This window comes from Streptomyces sp. NBC_01003 (assembly GCF_045162695.1).
In the GTDB taxonomy this organism is placed as follows: domain Bacteria; phylum Actinomycetota; class Actinomycetes; order Streptomycetales; family Streptomycetaceae; genus Streptomyces.
This window is the reverse complement of the sequence record NZ_CP108707.1, coordinates 6,951,706-6,967,889: the sequence shown is the minus strand read 5'-3', so window position 1 is coordinate 6,967,889 and position 16,184 is coordinate 6,951,706. Positions and strand designations below refer to the sequence as shown.

The window sequence follows — 16,184 nt, the reverse complement described above, 5'->3', positions numbered from 1 at the left end:
CCGAGCGTAGGACGGGGCGGGGATGTCGGCACCCTGTGACCGCGGCCCCCCGGGACTGCCGCGCCCCATGATCCGCCGCGCCCCGTGTTCCCCGGCACCCCCTTCCCTTCCGTACGCTTTCGATGGGGCCGCACCCCCTGATCCGCATCACTGTCCCGAGGAGTCCGATCGTGCTCGTGCTGCTGCCGCCGTCCGAAGGCAAGGCCCCGTCGGGGCGCGGCGCCCCGTTGAAGCCTGAGTCGCTGTCCCTGCCGGGGCTCGCCGGGGCGCGACAGGCCGTGTTCGACGAGCTGGTCGAGCTGTGTGCCGCCGACGAGGACAAGGCGCGCGAGGTGCTCGGCCTCAGCGAGGGGCTGCGCGGCGAGATCGCGAAGAACGTGGAGCTGCGCACCGCCGGCGCGCGGCCCGCCGGTGAGATCTACACGGGTGTCCTCTACGACGCACTCGGTCTCGCCACCCTGGACACGGGGGCGAAGCGCCGGGCGACGCGTTCGCTGCTGGTCTTCTCCGGTCTGTGGGGCGCGGTGCGGGTGAGCGACCGGATTCCTTCGTACCGCTGCTCGATGGGTGTGAAGTTGCCGGGGCTCGGGGCGCTCGGCGCGCACTGGCGCAAGCCGATGGCCGAGGTGCTTCCCGAGGCGGCCGGGGACGGGCTCGTGCTCGACCTGAGGTCGTCCGCGTACACGAGTGCGTGGAAGCCGAAGGGGGAGGTCGCGGGGCGTACCGCGACGGTGCGGGTGCTGCACGCGCAGACGGACCCGGTGACCGGCGTGGAGAAGCGTTCGGTCGTGTCGCACTTCAACAAGGCGACGAAGGGCCGGATCGTGCGCACGCTCCTGGAGACCGGCACCACGCCCGCGGGCCCGGCCGAGCTGGTCGAGGCGCTGCGGGATCTCGGCCATGTGGTGGAGGTGCAGGCGCCCGCGAAGGCGGGGACGGCGTGGGCGCTCGACGTCGTGGTGACCCAGATCCACTGAGCACCAGCCCTCAGTGCATTGCAGCATGCGCAACGCCCTTTGCGCATGCTGCACAGCCCGGGGCAGGATGGCCCCATGACTGATTCCTCCGTGCTCGATCTCGCCCCCGTCGTACCCGTCGTCGTCGTGGAGGACGTCGCCGACGCCGTGCCGCTCGCGCGGGCGCTCGTCGCGGGCGGCCTGCGGGCGATCGAGGTGACGCTGCGGACACCGGCCGCGCTCGACGCGATCCGCGCCGTCGCGGACGAGGTGCCGGACGCCGTCGTCGGCGCGGGCACGGTCATCTCCCCGCAGAACGTCGCCGACTCCGTCGCGGCCGGAGCGCGCTTCCTGGTCAGCCCCGGCTGGACCGACACGCTGCTCGACGCGATGAAGAAGTCCGGCGTGCCGTTCCTGCCGGGCGTCTCCACGACGTCGGAGGTCGTGGCGCTCCTGGAGCGCGGGGTGAGCGAGATGAAGTTCTTCCCCGCACAGGCCGCGGGCGGTGTGCCGTATCTGAAGTCGCTGGCCGGTCCGCTACCGCAGGCGCGGTTCTGCCCGACCGGCGGTGTCTCCCTCAGCTCGGCGCCCTCGTACCTGGCACTCAAGAACGTCGGCTGTGTGGGCGGCAGTTGGATGCTTCCCGAGGACGCGGTGGCGGCGAAGGACTGGGCGCGGATCGAGACGCTGGCCCGCGAAGCGGCCGGCCTCAAGTAACGCGGACCTGAAGCAGCGCGGACGTCAGCGCAGGTGCGCCGTCTCGTTGAGCAGGCGCACGCTCGCGTTGCCGTCCCCGTAGTACGCGACCGCCGACAGCGACGCCGCCGAGAGTTCCATCCGGAACAGTGACTCCGGCGGCGCGCCGAGCGCGAGCCGTACGAACGTCTTGATCGGCGTGACGTGCGTGACCAGGAGGACCGTGCGTCCGGCGTACTGCCCGACGAGCCGGTCCCGCGTCGCGGCGACCCGGCGGGCGACCGCCGCGAAGCTCTCGCCGCCGCCGGTCGGTTCGGCCTTCGACGAGGCCAGCCAGGCGTTCATGTCGTCCGGGTAGCGCTCGCGGACCTCCCCGAAGGTCAGCCCCTCCCACGCCCCGAAGTCCGTCTCGCGCAGGCCCTCTTCGATGTGGACGTCGAGCCCGAGGCGGGCCGCGACGGTCCGCGCCGTCTCCTGGCACCGCTTGAGCGGCGACGACACGATCGCCTGGACGGTGCCGCGCGCGGCGAGCGCGGCGGCGACCCGCTCGGCCTGCGAGCGTCCGGCCGCCGACAGTTCGGGGTCACTGCCGCCGGATCCGGAGAACCGCTTCTCGGGCGTGAGCGCGGTCTCGCCGTGCCTCAGGAGTACGAAGGTGGCGGGCGCCCCGAGATCGGGCGCCGCCGACCAGCCCTGGGACGCGGTGCCCGCCACGTTCCCCGCGGCCCGCGCGTCCGCGGTGCCCCGCGTCCCCGCGAGCGCGGCCCGCGCCTTGGCTGCCCCGGCCGCCGCGTCCCCGGGCGGAGCCCCCCGGTCCGCCTGGGGACGCGGCGTATCGAGCTCGGCGGTCGAGCGCGAGGCCTCCCACTGCTTGCCCCGCTTGCCCGCGTCCATCGCCTCGTTGGCGAGCCGGTCCGCGTGCTTGTTCCGCTCGCGCGGGATCCACTCGTACGTCACCTGCGACGCCGGCAGCACCGTGGCCGCCTCCGCGGCGAGGGGCCGCATGTCGGGGTGCTTGATCTTCCAGCGGCCCGACATCTGCTCGACGACGAGCTTGGAGTCCATCCGGACGTGCACCGACGCCTGCGGGTCGAGGGCGTGCGCGGCACGCAGGCCGGCGACGAGCCCCCGGTACTCGGCGACGTTGTTCGTGGCGATGCCGATGTACTCGGCGGCCTCCGCCAGGGTCTCCCCCGTCGCCGCGTCGATGACGACCGAGCCGTAGCCCGCGGGCCCCGGGTTGCCCCGGGAACCGCCGTCGGCCTCGACGATGAACTCCCGCACCACGAAGGCTCCTACAGGCCGGACTCGGACGTGCGCACCAGGATCCGGTGGCAGTTCTCGCAGCGCACCACGGAGTCGGGCGCCGCGGCCCGCACCTCGTTCAGCTCGGTGATGTTCAGCTCCAGCTGGCAGCCCTCGCAGCGGCGCTGGTAGAGGCGGGCCGCACCGACGCCGCCCTCCTTGACGCGCAGCTTGTCGTAGAGCTTCAGCAGGTCGTCGGGGACGGAGCCGGCGACGATCCCGCGCTCCTTCGTGGCCGTGGCCGTCTCGCCGTCGAGCTCCTCGAAGGAGGCGTCGCGGCGGGCCGTCGCGTCGTCGATCTTGCCCTGGACGGAGGCGACCCGGCCGGTCAGCTCCTCGAAGCGCTCCTGCGCGGACTCGCGGCGCTCCATGACCTCGAGGACGACGTCCTCCAGGTCGCCCTGGCGCTTGGCGAGCGAGGCGATCTCGCGCTGGAGGTTCTCCAGGTCCTTGGGGGACGTGACGGCGCCGGAGTCCAGGCGCTGCTGGTCACGGGCGGCGCGCTGGCGGACCTGGTCGACGTCCTGCTCGGCCTTGGTCTGCTCGCGGGCGCAGTCACTCTCCTCCGTCTGCGCGGCGACGTGCAGGTCGCGCAGCTGTGTGAGGTCCTTGTTCAGCGACTCGATCTCGGCGTGCTCGGGCAGCGACTTGCGCTTGTGCGCGAGCTGCGAAAGTCGTACGTCCAGGGCCTGGACGTCGAGAAGTCGGATCTGGTCGGCGGGCGCGGCGTTCAGTTGGGGGCTCCAGTTGGGATCGGTGTGGCGTTGGACGCCGCGTGGGCGGTCCAGGGGTCGGTGACCGTCTTCGAGACGTGGACGCGAAGTCCCCATCCCTTGCGGTCGGAGATCTCGTCGAGCTGGGCGGCCGCCAGCTCGCACCAGGGCTGCTCGGTGGCCCAGTGGGCGGCGTCGAGGAGCGCGAGGGGGCTCTGCTCACGTGCCTCGGACGCGGGGTGGTGGCGCAGGTCCGCGGTGAGGAACGCGTCGACGCCCGCGGCGCGCACGTCGGCGAAGAGGCTGTCGCCGGAGCCGCCGCTGACGGCGATCGTGCGGATCGTCGCGTCGAGGTCGCCGCAGACGCGGATGCCCTGCGCGGTGGCGGGCAGCCGGTCGGCGGCCAGGCCCACGAGTTCGCGCAGGGTGAGTGGGTGTTCGAGTTCGCAGATCCGGCCGAGTCCGCGGCGGCCCGCGGGGTCGGTCGGGTCCGGTACGAGGGGGCCGGTGACGCGGAGGTCGAGGGCGCCCGCGAGCGCGTCGGAGACGCCCGGGTCGGCACGGTCGGCGTTGGTGTGCGCGACGTGCAGAGCGACATCGTTCTTGATCAGCGTGTGGACGACGCGGCCCTTGAAGGTGGTGGCGGCGACGGTCGTCGTGCCGCGCAGATAGAGCGGGTGGTGCGTGACCAGCAGGTCCGCGCCCAGCTGCACCGCCTCGTCGACGGTCTCCTGGACGGGGTCCACGGCGAACAGGACCCGGGAGACCTCCGCGTCGGGGTCACCGACGACCGTGCCGACCGCGTCCCACGACTCGGCCCGCTCGGGGGGCCACAGCTTCTCGAGCGCGGCGATGACTTCAGACAGACGGGGCACGGTGAAAGGCTACCTTCCCTCCATGCCCCGTCGGCCCTGGCGCACATTCGGCTGCGGCCGGGGGCGGTACGGACTCACGTACCGCTACCGGCCACGGACAGTCGGCTACTTGGTGTGGTGCGCGGCGGACTACTTGACGAGGTAACCGCGCAGGTCGCCGAGGACCTGGTTCGCGGCCGTGACGCCGAGCCCCAGGTACCAGGTCTCGTCCGGGACGTCCTTGGCCTGTCCGCTCTTCACGGCGCCGAGCTTCTTCCACAGCGGGTTGCCCTCGGCGGTGGCGCGGTCGGTCTTCTTCGCGTCGCCGTAGACACCGGTGAAGATCCAGTCGGCGTCGGCCTGGTCGATCTTCTCCGGGCTGACCTCGGTGGCGAGGTCCACGACCTGCTGGTTCTTGGGGCGCGGGATGCCGGCGTCGTCGAGGATCGTGCCGATGAAGGACGCCTTCGCGTAGAGGCGGATCATGCCGGGCATGTAGCGCAGCATCGTGACGGTGGGCTTCTTCTCGCCGATGTCCTCGCCGAGCTTCTCCGCCTTCTTCTCGTACGCGGCGAGGTTCGCCTTGGCCTCGGCGGTCTTGTCGAGGGCCGACGCGTTGAGGAGGTAGTTCTCCTTCCACGTGAAGCCGGGGCGGATGGAGAAGACCGTCGGGGCGATCTTGGAGAGCTGCGGGTAGAGCTTGGCGGCGCGCAGCTCGCTGCCGAGGATCAGGTCGGGGTGGAGATTGGCGATCGCCTCCAGGTTGAGGGAGTTGATCGTGCCGACGTCCTTGGGGGTGCCCGCCGCCTTCTTCAGGTAGGAGGGGACGCCGTCGTCGCCCTCGGTGGGGGCGTAGCCGACGGGCTTGATGCCGAGAGACGCGACGTTGTCGAGCTCGCCGACGTCGAGGACGACGACCCGCTTGGGCTGCGCCTTGAGCTCGGTCTTGCCCATGGCGTGCTCGATGGTGCGCGGGAACTGACCGGCCTTGGCGGTCGTGCCCATCTTCGCGGTCCGCGAGGCCGCCTTGGCGAAGTCCTCGCCGCCCTGGGCGACGGCCTTGGAGCCGCTGCCGTTGTCGGACTTGCCGGAGCCGGCGGAGGAGCCGGAGTCCGAGTCACCCGACCCGCAGGCCGCGAGCGACAGGGCGGCGGCCACGGCGAGGGCTACGGCGGCGGTGCCGCGGGTGCGAGGGCTTGATCGCAGGGCCATGGGTGTTCCAGCTCCGAACTTTCGTGGCGTCAGGCTGCCTAAATACGGTTAGGCAAACCTAACATCAGGCACTTCCGGACGTGCCAGCACATCCGACCCACCCCTTTCAGGCAGATACGGACATGGCCACCCTTTGGTGTGAAGCCTGAGCCGTGAGTGCCACGGCAGCGCGTGCGAAAACTAGCTTCGGCTCGGACGAACCGGAGGTGAGTGATCCCCATGACGGCCTTGGCGATCGAGCCCACGACGGAGCCGGAGAGCGGACCGGGCCCGGCGCGCGGACCGGCCCCGGACAGCGGACACGATCCGGAGAACGGACAGGACCCGGACCCGGAGCCGGGCGCAGCCCCGGACCGGGAGCCGGGCGCAGCCCCGGAGCGCGAGCGTGCCTCGGAGTATGGACGTGCGTCGGAGAGCGGGCCCGCCCCGGAGTACGGGAATCCGCCGGAGAACCGGCCCGCCCCGGAGTCCGGGCAAGCCCAGACCGCCGGTCCCCGACAGGACGGCACCCCAGGACCGGAGTACGGGCGGGCCCCGGACCCCGGCCCGGGACCGGCGACCGCGCAACCCCCGACCCCCCGCCCAGGACCGGCGAACGCCCAAGCCCCGGACAGCACCCCGCGCCCCGCGAGCGCCCCCGACCCCGCTCCCCCCACCCCCCGCCCCGCCTGTGTCATCACCGCCGACGGGGCCTACGCCGCGCGGCTCGCGTGTGACGGTACGTCCTGGTTTCCCGAGCGGTGGACGCTGGACGGGCCCGAGCCGTACGCGGTGCCGTTGCCGGGGAATCAGCCGGAGGAACCCGGGACCGAGGTCGTGCCGATGGGCGACGGGCGCGTGCTCATCCGGCGCGTGGTGGACGGCCGGCACTCCTTCTCCCTGCTGTATCCGACGGGTCCGCGAACGGGCGAGGTGCTTCTCGGGGCCGTGAGCGGTGGGGAGTTGACGATGCTTCCGCCGGCGCCGGGCGGCAGATGCGCGTACGCCATCGCCGTCGGCGAGCGGTCGACGGGTGTGTGGATGGTCGCGGGCGGGGCGTTCGGGCCCGAGTTCGTGGCCGAGGTTCCGGGGCGCTGTTCGGGCGGGGTGTGGCTGGACCGCTCGGGCCGGATGCTGGCCCTGGACCGGTCTCTCGACGAGGGTCCCGTCAAGACGGTCGCGGTGGACCTGGGGCGGGGCGGCGAGGTCACGCCGCTGCTCCAGATCGCGGAGTCCAGCGCGGACCGCCTGGTGCTCGCCGATCCGGACAGCGGGCTGCTCCTGATCCGTTCGGACGCGCCGTCGCCGGGCCGGGAACGCCTGGGTTGGGGCGTGCTGGGCTCGACGCTGCCGGTTCGCTTCCCGGAGTGCCTGCGTCTGACCGACTGCGCGGTGACGCCCTTCGCGATCCAGCCGGGTCAGACGCTGATGCCGGAGAGCTGTGCGGTGGCGCTGCGGATCGACGGCGCCGCGGGCACCTGGCTGGGTCTGTGGCGGCCCGCCGGGCGCCAGATGCATCAACTCGCGGCTCCGCAGGGATGGTTGGCGGGCTCGGGCTCTTGGACACGTGACGGTGAGCTGCAACTGCCGTACGCCACCGAGTCGGTGCCCTGCGGGATCGCGCGCATGTCGGTGCCGGAACCCGTGGAGGAAGAGGGGGAACAGGTTCCGCGGACGGTTCCTGAGCCGCCCGCGGCGGCCCGTCCGGTCCCGCTGCAGCAGGCTCCTCTAGCCGGTCTCAAGCGACGCGCGCCGGCCGCCGGGACACGGGCGGCACCCGCCGGTTAGACTCGCCCGGCTGTTTGAAGGATCTTGTTACGGGGTGAGTTGTTCGATGGCCGAGACGATGAACGCGGAGATGACCACGGCGGAGTCCAGGGAGGCGGCGGACAGGTCCGCCGGTCCCGGCCGGCACCGTGGTGGTGTGTCCTCGCGGGACGAGAACGCGGCGCCGCACGGCCGGCACCGCAGGGTGCAGTCCGAACAGGGCTGAACGGCATGACGGAGGGGCCCGGAACCGTATGGTTCCGGGCCCCTCCGTCATGGGGTCAGGCGTGTTTGAGGCCGAGCACCTCGGCCGCGGCGAATGTCTCGTTCGGCGGCCGGTCCGCGTAGTGCGGGGTGAGCAGCGCGTCCAGCTCCTCGTAACTGAACGCGTCCTTCTCGGTGTCGAACTTGGCGGAGACCTTGGGGCGTTCGACGACGGCGACCATGCCGCCGTGCACGACGAGCAGCTGGCCGTTGACGTTCCCGGCGGCCGGGGACGCGAGGTAGCCGACGAGCGGGGCCACGTGTTCGAGGGCCAGCGGGTCGAGTTCGCCGGCGCCGGGCTCCGCGAAGCCCGCGAAGACGTCCTCGGTCATACGGGTGCGGGCGCGGGGGCAGATGACGTTGGCGGTGACGCCGTACTTGCCGAGGGCGAGGGCCGAGGAGGTCGTCAGGCCGACGATGCCGCCCTTGGCCGCCGCGTAGTTCGGCTGTCCGGCCGAGCCGGCGAGGAACGCCTCGGACGAGGTGTTGACGATGCGGCCGTAGACCGGCGCGCCCGCCGCCTTGGAGCGTGCCCGCCAGTGGACGGACGCGAAGTGGCTCGTGTTGAAGTGGCCCTTGAGGTGGACGCGGATGACCGAGTCCCACTCGTCCTCGCTCATCGAGAAGATCATGCGGTCGCGCAGGATGCCCGCGTTGTTGACGAGAATGTCGAGTTTTCCGTACGTGTCGACGGCCAACTGGACGAGTGCGCGGGCCTGTTCGTGGTCGGCGACGTCGCCGAGGTGGGCGACGGCCTGCCCGCCCGCGGCCCGGATCTCGGCGGCGACCTCCTCGGCCGGGGTGGCGTCGGCGCCGCCGGAGCCGTCGCGGCCCGGCTGTCCGAAGTCGTTCACGACGACGCTCGCGCCGAGCCGGGCGAGTTCGAGCGCCTCCGCCCGGCCGAGGCCGCGGCCCGCGCCGGTGACGATCGCGGACAGGCCCTGAAGCGGCAGTGACTCTGATGCCATCGGGGATCGGGGTCCTCTCTCAGATTTCGATGCAGGTGCGCAGCGCGGTGCCCGTCCGCATCTGGTCGAGGGCTTCGTTGATCTCGGCGAGCTGCACGCGGTGCGTGATGAGGCTCTCCAGGTCGATGCGGCCGGCCCGCCAGAGGGCGATGGCCCGCTCGTAGGAGGTCAGGACGTCGCCGCCGCCGTACATGGACGGCAGGATCTTCTTCTCGTCGAAGAACAGCTCGAACATGTTGAGCTGGAGGAAGTCGTCGAGGGCGCCCGCGCCGACGATGCACAGGGTGCCGCCGCGCCGCGTCGTCTCGTAGGCGGTGCGGGCCGTGGCGGACTTGCCGACGACCTCGAAGACGTAGTCGAAGCCCTCGCCCGCGGTGATGCGCTGCTTGGCGTCGCCGAGGGCGTCGGGTGCGACGGCCTCGGTGGCGCCGAACTTGAGGGCGGCCTCGCGGCGCGACTCGACGGGGTCCACGGCGACGATCTGCGCGGCGCCCTTGAGCCGGGCGCCCTGGATCGCGGAGATGCCGACGCCGCCGCAGCCGATGACGGCGACGGACGAACCGGTGGCCACGTCCGCGGTGTTGATGGCGGCGCCGAGCCCGGTGGTGACGCCGCAGCCGATGAGGGCCGCGATGTCGAAGGGCACGTCGTCGGGGATGGGCACGGCGCAGCCCGCGTCGACGACGACCTCCTCGGTGAAGGTGCCGGTGCCCGCGAAGCCGAAGACGTCTCCGCCGGGACGCTTGAAGTTGGGGGTGCCCGCGTTCATGAACCCGGCGAGGCAGAGCTGGGTCTGGCCGCGTTTGCACGCCGGACAGGCGCCGCAGGCCGGGAGCCAGCACACCAGGACGCGGTCGCCGGGCTTGACGTTCGTGACTCCGTCGCCGACGTCGAGGATCTCACCCGCGCCCTCGTGGCCGGGGATGAAGGGGGCGGGCTGCGGCAGCACGCCGTTCATCGCGGACACGTCGGAGTGGCACAGGCCGGTGGCCCTGACCCGGATCCTCACCTTGCCGGGGCCGAAGCCCACCGCCTCGACGTCGTCGAGTACCTCGAGTTTGTCCTGGCCTATCTCGTGCAGTACGGCTGCGCGCATGGCGTGCGGCTCCTCTCCCGAAGGGTCCCGATGGGGTCAGGCGTGTTCGACGATGGTGTCGGCGAGTACGGGCGCCTCGTCCCGCTCGACGGCGGTGACCGTGACCTGGATCCGGCCCTCGGAGCGCCACATCCTGATCCGCAGCGTCTCGCCCGGGAAGACGACCCCGGTGAACCGCGTCGCGTAGGACCGCACGCGGGACACGTCGCCGTCGAGGAGCGTGTCGACGACGGCCTTGAGCGTCATGCCGTACGAGCACAGACCGTGCAGGATGGGCCGGTCGAAGCCGGCGAGCTTGGCGAACTCCGGGTCGGCGTGCAGGGGGTTCCAGTCCCCGGAGAGCCGGTACAGGAGTGCCTGGTCCTCGCGGACGGGGCGGTCGACGGTGCGGTCGGGCTCGCCGGTGGGCGCCTCGACGCGGGCGGACGGTCCGCGGTCGCCGCCGAAGCCGCCCTCCCCGCGGACGAAGATCTGCGCGTCGCTGGTCCACAGCGGGCCGTCCGCGTCGGCGACCTCGGTGCGCAGGACGAGGATGGCGGCCTTGCCCTTGTCGTAGACGGCGGCGACGCGTGAGGTGGAGGTCGCACTGCCCTTTACGGGGATGGGGCGGTGCAGTTCGACGCTCTGGCCGCCGTGCAGGACGTGGGCGAGGTTGACCTCGATGCCGGGGGCCGAGAGGCCGCCGACGACGCCCATTCCGGCGCCTGCGACGGTGGCGAAGCTGGGCAGGACGTGCAGCCGGGACTCAAGGGTGTAGCGCAGCTCGTCGGGGTCGGTGGCGGGGGTGCCCGCGCCGAGGCCGAGGTGGTAGAGCTGGATGTCCTTGTGGTCCCAGGTGATCTCGGCGGACCGGGGTTCGGCGGCTACGGCCTTGGCTGCGTCGATCGGCATCAGACAGAGACTCCTTGTGCGGGAAAGACCTCGGTGCGGCCGTCCGCACCGTCGGTCGCACCGAGGTCGTTGCTGGGCCGGAGGGACTCTGGTGGAACGCCACGCGCCCGTTCTAGAACGCGTTCCAGTCCGGCGATCCCATGTATAGCCAAGACCACGGCAGTTGGGAAGACTCCTGACGCCATGTCAGATTCGGTCGGCGGACGGCCGGGCCGGGCGGCCGTGACATTTGTACTGCCCGGCTCCGTACAACCGGCATCTGCCGCGCCCGGCCCCCGGCCCGTAGCGTCCTTGCCATGACGACGACAGACGGGACACCGGTGGCCGTGTCCTTCACGGGGGCGGTCAAGACATTCGGCGCGGTGCGCGCCGTCGACGGGGTCGATCTGGAGATCCGGCGCGGCGAGACCGTCGCCCTGCTCGGCCGCAACGGCGCGGGCAAGTCCTCCACGATCGCCCTCCTGCTGGGCCTCGACACCCCGGACGAGGGCACGGTCTCGCTCTTCGGCACCACGCCGGAGCAGGCGGTGCGCGCCGGGCAGGTCGGCGCGATGCTCCAGGAGGGCCGCGCGGTCCCCCGGGTCACGGTCCGTGAGCTGGTCTCCTTCGTGGCGGGCCGCTACCCGGCGCCGATGCCCGTCGCCGACGCGCTCGCACTGGCCGGCATCGAGGAGCTCGCGCAGCGGCGCGTCGACAAGCTGTCCGGCGGCCAGACCCAGCGGGTGCGGTTCGCCGTGGCCCTGGCCGGGAACCCGGCCCTGCTCGTGCTCGACGAGCCGACGGCCGCCCTCGACGTGGAGGCACGGCACGCGTTCTGGGCGTCGATGCGGTCCTACGCGCGGCGCGGCCACACGGTGCTCTTCTCCACGCACTACCTGGAGGAGGCCGACGCGCACGCCGACCGCATCGTGGTCATCGACCACGGCAAGGTCGTCGCGGTCGGCAGCGGCGAGGAGCTGAAACGGGCCGCGGGCGGCAGCCTCGTCTCGTTCGACCTGGCCGGGCGCGGCACGGAGGGCCTGTCGCTGCTGCCGGGCGTGACGGCCGTGGAGATCCGGGGGGACCGGGCCAGGCTGCGTACGGACGACTCGGACGCGACGGTGATCGCGCTGGCCGGACTGAACGCGATCCGGGGTCTTGAGGTCGCCCCGGCCTCGCTCGACGACGCGTTCATGGCACTGACGAGCGGTGCGGACGGCCGTTCGGGCAGCGGTACCGACAGCAGTTCGGACAGCGGTTCGGACAACCGTCCCGGCAGCGGTTCCGACACGGATCTGGAGACGGTTCGATGATCGACTACATCAGGCTCGAAGTGCGCAGGACCCTGCGTGACACCATGTTCGTGATCTTCGGTGTCGGGATGCCGGTGCTGATGTACCTGCTGTTCACCAACCTCGGTGAGAACGACCCCGAGTGGAGGACCGTCTCCATGGTCGGCATGGCCGCCTACGGCGCGGTGGGCTCGGCCCTCAACACCGGCGGCGGGGTCGCCGAGGACAAGACCATCGGATGGCTGCGGCAGCTGCGGGTCACCCCGATGACGCCGCGCCAGGTGGTGACGGGCCGGGCCCTGACGGGGTCGGTGACGGTGCTGCCGTCGATCGCGGCGGTGCTCCTCGCGGGCGGCCTGGTCAACGGGGTGCGGCTGGACGTGTGGCAGTGGGCCGTCATCGCGCTGCTGCTGTGGCTCGGCTCGATCCCCTTCACCCTGCTCGGACTCGGCAACGGCTACCGGCTGACCGCGCAGACCACGGGTGTCGCGAACATGGTGTGCAATCTGGGGCTCTCCGTACTCGGCGGCCTGTGGTTCCCGATCGCGCTCTTCCCCGGGTGGCTGCAGTCCGTGTCGTCGTACACGCCGACGAACCGGTTCGCGCAGCTCGGCACGGCCGTCGCCGACGGTCACGCGCCGTCCGCCGCCGCTGTCGCGGTGCTCGTCGCCTGGCTGCTGGCCTTCGGTTCGTACGCTGTGGTGTCGTACCGCAGGGCCGCGCGGACCGTCTGAACGGGGAGCTGGGGAACCATGGCCTGGAAGCACCGAGTCACCTGCCGGATGTTCGAGCTGCGGGACGCCCGCCGGGAGTGGAAGGCGGACCGGGACGTCTGGAAGGCGGAGTGGCGGGCCCGGGACAAGGACGCGAAGAACAGCGGGACGCCGGAGGGCGGGCCCATGGGTCCGCCGCCGAACGGATTCGCGCTGCTGCCCTGGCTCCTGATGGGGCTCGGCGCCTTCTCGAACCTCCTCCAGGGCAAGACGGCCAACCCCTGGATCGGCGGCATCGGCCTCTTCGTCTTCAACAGCCTGTACATCTCGGTCGTGTTCCAGGCATTCGACAAGAGGCGGCGCGAGGCCCGCTACACGCTCCTGGCGCTGATCGCGATGGGCCTGCTCACCTGTGGGCTCGCGATCACCTACGGCGGCAGCTGGCTGATGTTCTTCCCGCTGCTCGGCCTGGCGACGGGCGCGGTCGTGCGGGGCCGCCGTCTCGGCCAGGTCGCCCTCGGCCTGAGCGCGCTCGCCGGGACCATCGGCGGTCTCGAGGAGGGCTGGGACGCGCTCAACATCGCGTACGGCACGTTCCTGTCCACGATGGTGACCGCCGCGATCCTCTCCCTGGCCGAGGCGGTACGTGAACTGCGCGCCGCCCGCGAGGAGTTGGCGCACCGCGCGGTGGAGCAGGAGCGGCTGCGGTTCTCCCGCGATCTGCACGACCTGCTCGGGCACACGCTTTCCGTGATCGTGGTGAAGTCGGAGGCGGCCCGCCGGCTCGCGCACCGCGATCTCGACGCGGCGCTCACGCAGGTGTCGGACATCGAGTCCGTCGGCCGGCAGGCGCTGACCGAGATCCGCGAGGCCGTCACCGGCTACCGCGAGGGCAGTCTCACCACCGAGCTCGACCGCGCCCGCTCGGCGCTCATGGCGGCCGGGATCGAGCCCGTCGTACGCCAGTCGGGCCCGCCGCTCGCCGCGCAGACGGAGGCGCTGCTCGGCTGGGTGGTGCGGGAGGCGGTCACGAACGCGGTGCGCCACAGCGGGGCGGCGCGCTGCGAGATCTCCGTGGACGGCACCCCGGAACACGTACGGCTCCGCGTGCACGACAACGGCCGCGGCGCCGCCGCCGAGCCACCGGAGCCGGGCCTCGGCGGTACGGGCCTGCGGGGCCTGACCGAGCGGCTCGGCGCGGCCGGCGGCTCCCTGGAGGCGGGCCCGGCCGCGCGCGGCTTCACGGTGACGGCCGAACTCCCGGCCCTGCCGGGCGAAGCGGAGCCGGACGCGATGCTGGAGCCGGAACGCGCGGGGTGACGGCGCGCGGGGCGCTCTACCCTGGGCCCGTGAACGAGATGCCCCAGGACCACCGCCCCGCGAAGTCCGTACGAGTGCTCCTCGCCGAGGACCAGGGCATGATGCGGGGCGCTCTCGCGCTGCTGCTCGGCCTGGAGGCGGACATCGAGGTCGTCGCACAGGTCGCGAGGGGTGACGCGATCGTCGGAACGGCGCTGGAGACGCGGCCCGACGTGGCGCTCCTCGACATCGAACTGCCGGGCCGCAGCGGCCTGGACGCGGCGGCGGACCTGCGTGAGGAGTGCCCGGACTGCCGGGTCCTGATCCTGACGACGTTCGGCAGGCCGGGCTATCTGCGCCGGGCGATGGAGGCGGGCGCGGCCGGATTCCTGGTCAAGGACGGTCCGGTGGAGGATCTCGCGGAGGCGGTCCGGCGGGTCCTGCGCGGCGAGACGGTCATCGACCCGGCGCTCGCGGCGGCCGCGCTGAGCGCGGGCCCGAACCCGCTGACGGCCCGCGAGTGCGACGTCCTGAAGGCGTCGGTGGACGGTGCGACGGTCTCCGACATCGCGGGCAAGCTGCATCTGTCGGAGTCGACGGTGCGCAACTATCTGTCCTCGGCCATCGGCAAGACAGGGACCCGTAACCGCATGGAGGCGTTGCGGGAGGCGCGCCAGCAGGGGTGGCTGTGACGGCCTCCGACCCGCTCAACTCGCGGGCTGCCGGGTTTCCTTCGCGCGCGGCATCCACGTCACCAGCAGGACCACCGCCACCAGGAGGATGCCCGCACCCCACCGGAACGCGGCCGCGTACCCGTTGGTGAGGTCCTCGGGCCCGGTTCCCCCGGCGGAGCGGCCGGCCGCCACGGTGGACAGGATCGCGAGGCCCAGCGAACCGCCCAGCGTCCGCGAGGTGTTGACGAGTCCGGACACCAGACCGGCGTCCCCGGGCGCGGCGCCCGAGGTGGCGAGCGAGGCCAGGGGCGTCATCGCGAGTCCGGCGCCCGCCATCATCACCATGCCCGGCAGCATGATCCCGGTGACGTAACCACCGTGCGGGCCCATCGTCGACTGCCAGGTGAACCCGGCGGCCGTGATGAGGACGCCGGACACGGCGACGGCCCGTGCGCCGGCGCCGCGCATCAGGCGCGGGGCGATCTTGGATCCGGCGACGACGGCGAGCGAGCTGGGCACGAGAGCGAGGCCGGCCTCGATCGGGGTGTAGCCGAGGACGTTCTGCGCGTACAGGGTCATGAAGAACCACATCGCGAAGCTGCCCATGCCGCACACGAACATCGCCGCGTTGGCCGCCGCGACCGCACGGACCCGGAACAGGCCGAGCGGCATCAGCGGGAGCCGTGTGCGTGCCTCGACGGCGAGGAACGTCACGATCAGCGCCAGGGCGACGCCGAGCGGCACCAGGGTCGCGGCGGCGCCCCAGCCCTCGGCCTCGGTCTGCACGACCCCGTACGCGAGGGTCGCGGTGCCCGCCGTGACGAGGACAGCGCCCGGCAGGTCGAGGCGCCGCTCGCCGCCGGCCTTCGACTCCTGGATCCAGCGGGCGGCGGCCGTGAGCACCAGGGCGCCCAGGGGGACGTTGATCAGCAGCACCCAGCGCCAGTCGAGGCCCTCGGTGAGCACGCCGCCGACGAGGCCGCCGGCCGCGCCGCCGCCCGCCCCGACGGCGGTCCAGGTCGCGATGGCCCGGGCGCGGGCGGCGCCCTCCGGGACTGCGGACGTCAGGATGGTGAGCGTCGACGGCGCGAGGACCGCGGCGCCGAGTCCCTGGACGGCGCGGGCGGCGAGCAACTGCCAGCCCTCCTGCGCGAGGCCGCCCGCGAGGGAGGCGAGCGTGAAGAGCCCGAGCCCCACGAGGAACATCCGCTTGCGCCCGAACAGGTCGCCGGCCCGCCCGCCGAGCAGCATGAACCCGGCGAACGCGATCGAGTAGGCGTTGACCACCCATTGCAGCCCGGTGGCGCTGAGCCCCAGGTTCGCGCGCATGGACGGCAGGGCGACGTTGACGACGGAGACGTCGAGGACGACGAGGAACTGTCCGGCGCAGGCGGCCGCCACAATGAGCCAGGTGGGCGGCGCGGCCTTGCGGGATATGGCGATGTCGGCAGGGGCTTCGAGCATGAGTGTCATGGTCTCAGCCCACTGCCGGTCCGTACATCAGGATTTCGGCGCACCCGGTACTG

The 16,184-nt window shown here is 72.4% G+C and carries 16 protein-coding genes; 8 read left to right on the top strand and 8 right to left on the bottom strand.

Going from position 1 to position 16,184, the window contains the following annotated elements; translation table 11 throughout:
• Positions 1-170: 170 nt before the first annotated feature.
• Positions 171-977 carry a peroxide stress protein YaaA gene (yaaA, locus tag OG698_RS31730; protein ID WP_406107085.1) on the top strand — a complete coding sequence of 269 codons (807 nt, stop codon included), beginning with the start codon at positions 171-173 and terminating at the stop codon, positions 975-977.
• 75 nt (positions 978-1,052) lie between these two features.
• On the top strand, positions 1,053-1,673 hold the full coding sequence (gene eda, locus OG698_RS31725; RefSeq protein ID WP_406107083.1) for a bifunctional 4-hydroxy-2-oxoglutarate aldolase/2-dehydro-3-deoxy-phosphogluconate aldolase: 621 nt from the start codon (positions 1,053-1,055) through the stop codon (positions 1,671-1,673).
• Positions 1,674-1,697: 24 nt separating this feature from the next.
• Here eda and OG698_RS31720 read toward each other — a convergent pair whose 3' ends face one another.
• The 4 genes from OG698_RS31720 to OG698_RS31705 all read right to left on the bottom strand — a co-directional run bounded on the left by OG698_RS31720 (position 1,698) and on the right by OG698_RS31705 (position 5,736).
• Entirely contained in the window at positions 1,698-2,936 is a 1,239-nt protein-coding gene (locus tag OG698_RS31720; RefSeq protein WP_399980564.1) for a bifunctional RNase H/acid phosphatase, read from the bottom strand.
• Positions 2,937-2,947: 11 nt separating this feature from the next.
• Positions 2,948-3,691, bottom strand: a complete 744-nt coding sequence (locus OG698_RS31715) for a C4-type zinc ribbon domain-containing protein (protein ID WP_327580215.1) — start codon at positions 3,689-3,691, stop codon at positions 2,948-2,950.
• Positions 3,688-4,545 carry a Nif3-like dinuclear metal center hexameric protein gene (locus OG698_RS31710; RefSeq protein WP_406107081.1) on the bottom strand — a complete coding sequence of 286 codons (858 nt, stop codon included), beginning with the start codon at positions 4,543-4,545 and terminating at the stop codon, positions 3,688-3,690. The genes OG698_RS31715 and OG698_RS31710 overlap by 4 nt, the downstream gene beginning before the upstream one ends.
• 129 nt (positions 4,546-4,674) lie before the next feature.
• Complete coding sequence (locus tag OG698_RS31705; RefSeq protein WP_406107079.1) at positions 4,675-5,736, bottom strand: ABC transporter substrate-binding protein; 1,062 nt, start codon at positions 5,734-5,736, stop codon at positions 4,675-4,677.
• Positions 5,737-5,955: 219 nt separating this feature from the next.
• Here OG698_RS31705 and OG698_RS31700 point away from each other — a divergent pair, with 219 nt between their 5' ends.
• Together OG698_RS31700 and OG698_RS31695 are read left to right on the top strand one after the other, a co-directional pair.
• Positions 5,956-7,503 (top strand): hypothetical protein, encoded by a 1,548-nt coding sequence (locus tag OG698_RS31700; protein ID WP_406107077.1) that lies wholly within the window; start codon positions 5,956-5,958, stop codon positions 7,501-7,503.
• Positions 7,504-7,549: 46 nt separating this feature from the next.
• Positions 7,550-7,708, top strand: a complete 159-nt coding sequence (locus OG698_RS31695) for a hypothetical protein (RefSeq protein WP_406107075.1) — start codon at positions 7,550-7,552, stop codon at positions 7,706-7,708.
• Between the two features lie 55 nt (positions 7,709-7,763).
• Here OG698_RS31695 and OG698_RS31690 read toward each other — a convergent pair whose 3' ends face one another.
• The 3 genes from OG698_RS31690 to OG698_RS31680 are packed head-to-tail and all read right to left on the bottom strand — an operon-like array spanning position 7,764 to position 10,701.
• Positions 7,764-8,714 (bottom strand): 3-oxoacyl-ACP reductase, encoded by a 951-nt coding sequence (locus OG698_RS31690; RefSeq protein ID WP_406107073.1) that lies wholly within the window; start codon positions 8,712-8,714, stop codon positions 7,764-7,766.
• Positions 8,715-8,733: 19 nt separating this feature from the next.
• Complete coding sequence (locus OG698_RS31685; RefSeq protein WP_406107071.1) at positions 8,734-9,810, bottom strand: Zn-dependent alcohol dehydrogenase; 1,077 nt, start codon at positions 9,808-9,810, stop codon at positions 8,734-8,736.
• 36 nt (positions 9,811-9,846) lie between these two features.
• Positions 9,847-10,701 (bottom strand): MaoC/PaaZ C-terminal domain-containing protein, encoded by an 855-nt coding sequence (locus tag OG698_RS31680; RefSeq protein WP_399980370.1) that lies wholly within the window; start codon positions 10,699-10,701, stop codon positions 9,847-9,849.
• Between the two features lie 296 nt (positions 10,702-10,997).
• On the opposite strand from OG698_RS31680, the gene OG698_RS31675 reads away from it, so the two are divergent.
• Genes OG698_RS31675 through OG698_RS31660 form a run of 4 tightly spaced genes read left to right on the top strand, consistent with a single transcriptional unit; the run spans position 10,998 to position 14,676 of the window.
• The gene (locus OG698_RS31675; protein WP_406107069.1) at positions 10,998-11,993 is read left to right on the top strand and encodes an ATP-binding cassette domain-containing protein; all 996 of its coding nucleotides are present in this window, start codon (positions 10,998-11,000) and stop codon (positions 11,991-11,993) included.
• Positions 11,990-12,706: an ABC transporter permease gene (locus OG698_RS31670; protein WP_406107066.1), complete on the top strand. Its 717-nt coding sequence runs from the start codon at positions 11,990-11,992 to the stop codon at positions 12,704-12,706. Before OG698_RS31675 ends, OG698_RS31670 begins: the two co-directional genes overlap by 4 nt.
• An 18-nt stretch (positions 12,707-12,724) precedes the next feature.
• Positions 12,725-14,005, top strand: coding sequence for a sensor histidine kinase (locus tag OG698_RS31665; RefSeq protein ID WP_406107064.1), 1,281 nt, complete (start codon positions 12,725-12,727; stop codon positions 14,003-14,005).
• A 38-nt stretch (positions 14,006-14,043) separates the two neighbouring features.
• On the top strand, positions 14,044-14,676 hold the full coding sequence (locus OG698_RS31660) for a response regulator (RefSeq protein WP_399980568.1): 633 nt from the start codon (positions 14,044-14,046) through the stop codon (positions 14,674-14,676).
• A gap of 15 nt (positions 14,677-14,691) precedes the next feature.
• Here the strand turns inward: OG698_RS31660 and OG698_RS31655 are convergent, their stop codons facing one another.
• A complete protein-coding gene (locus tag OG698_RS31655; RefSeq protein WP_406107063.1) occupies positions 14,692-16,131 on the bottom strand; it encodes a DHA2 family efflux MFS transporter permease subunit in 1,440 nt (479 codons plus the stop codon).
• Positions 16,132-16,184 lie beyond the last annotated feature (53 nt).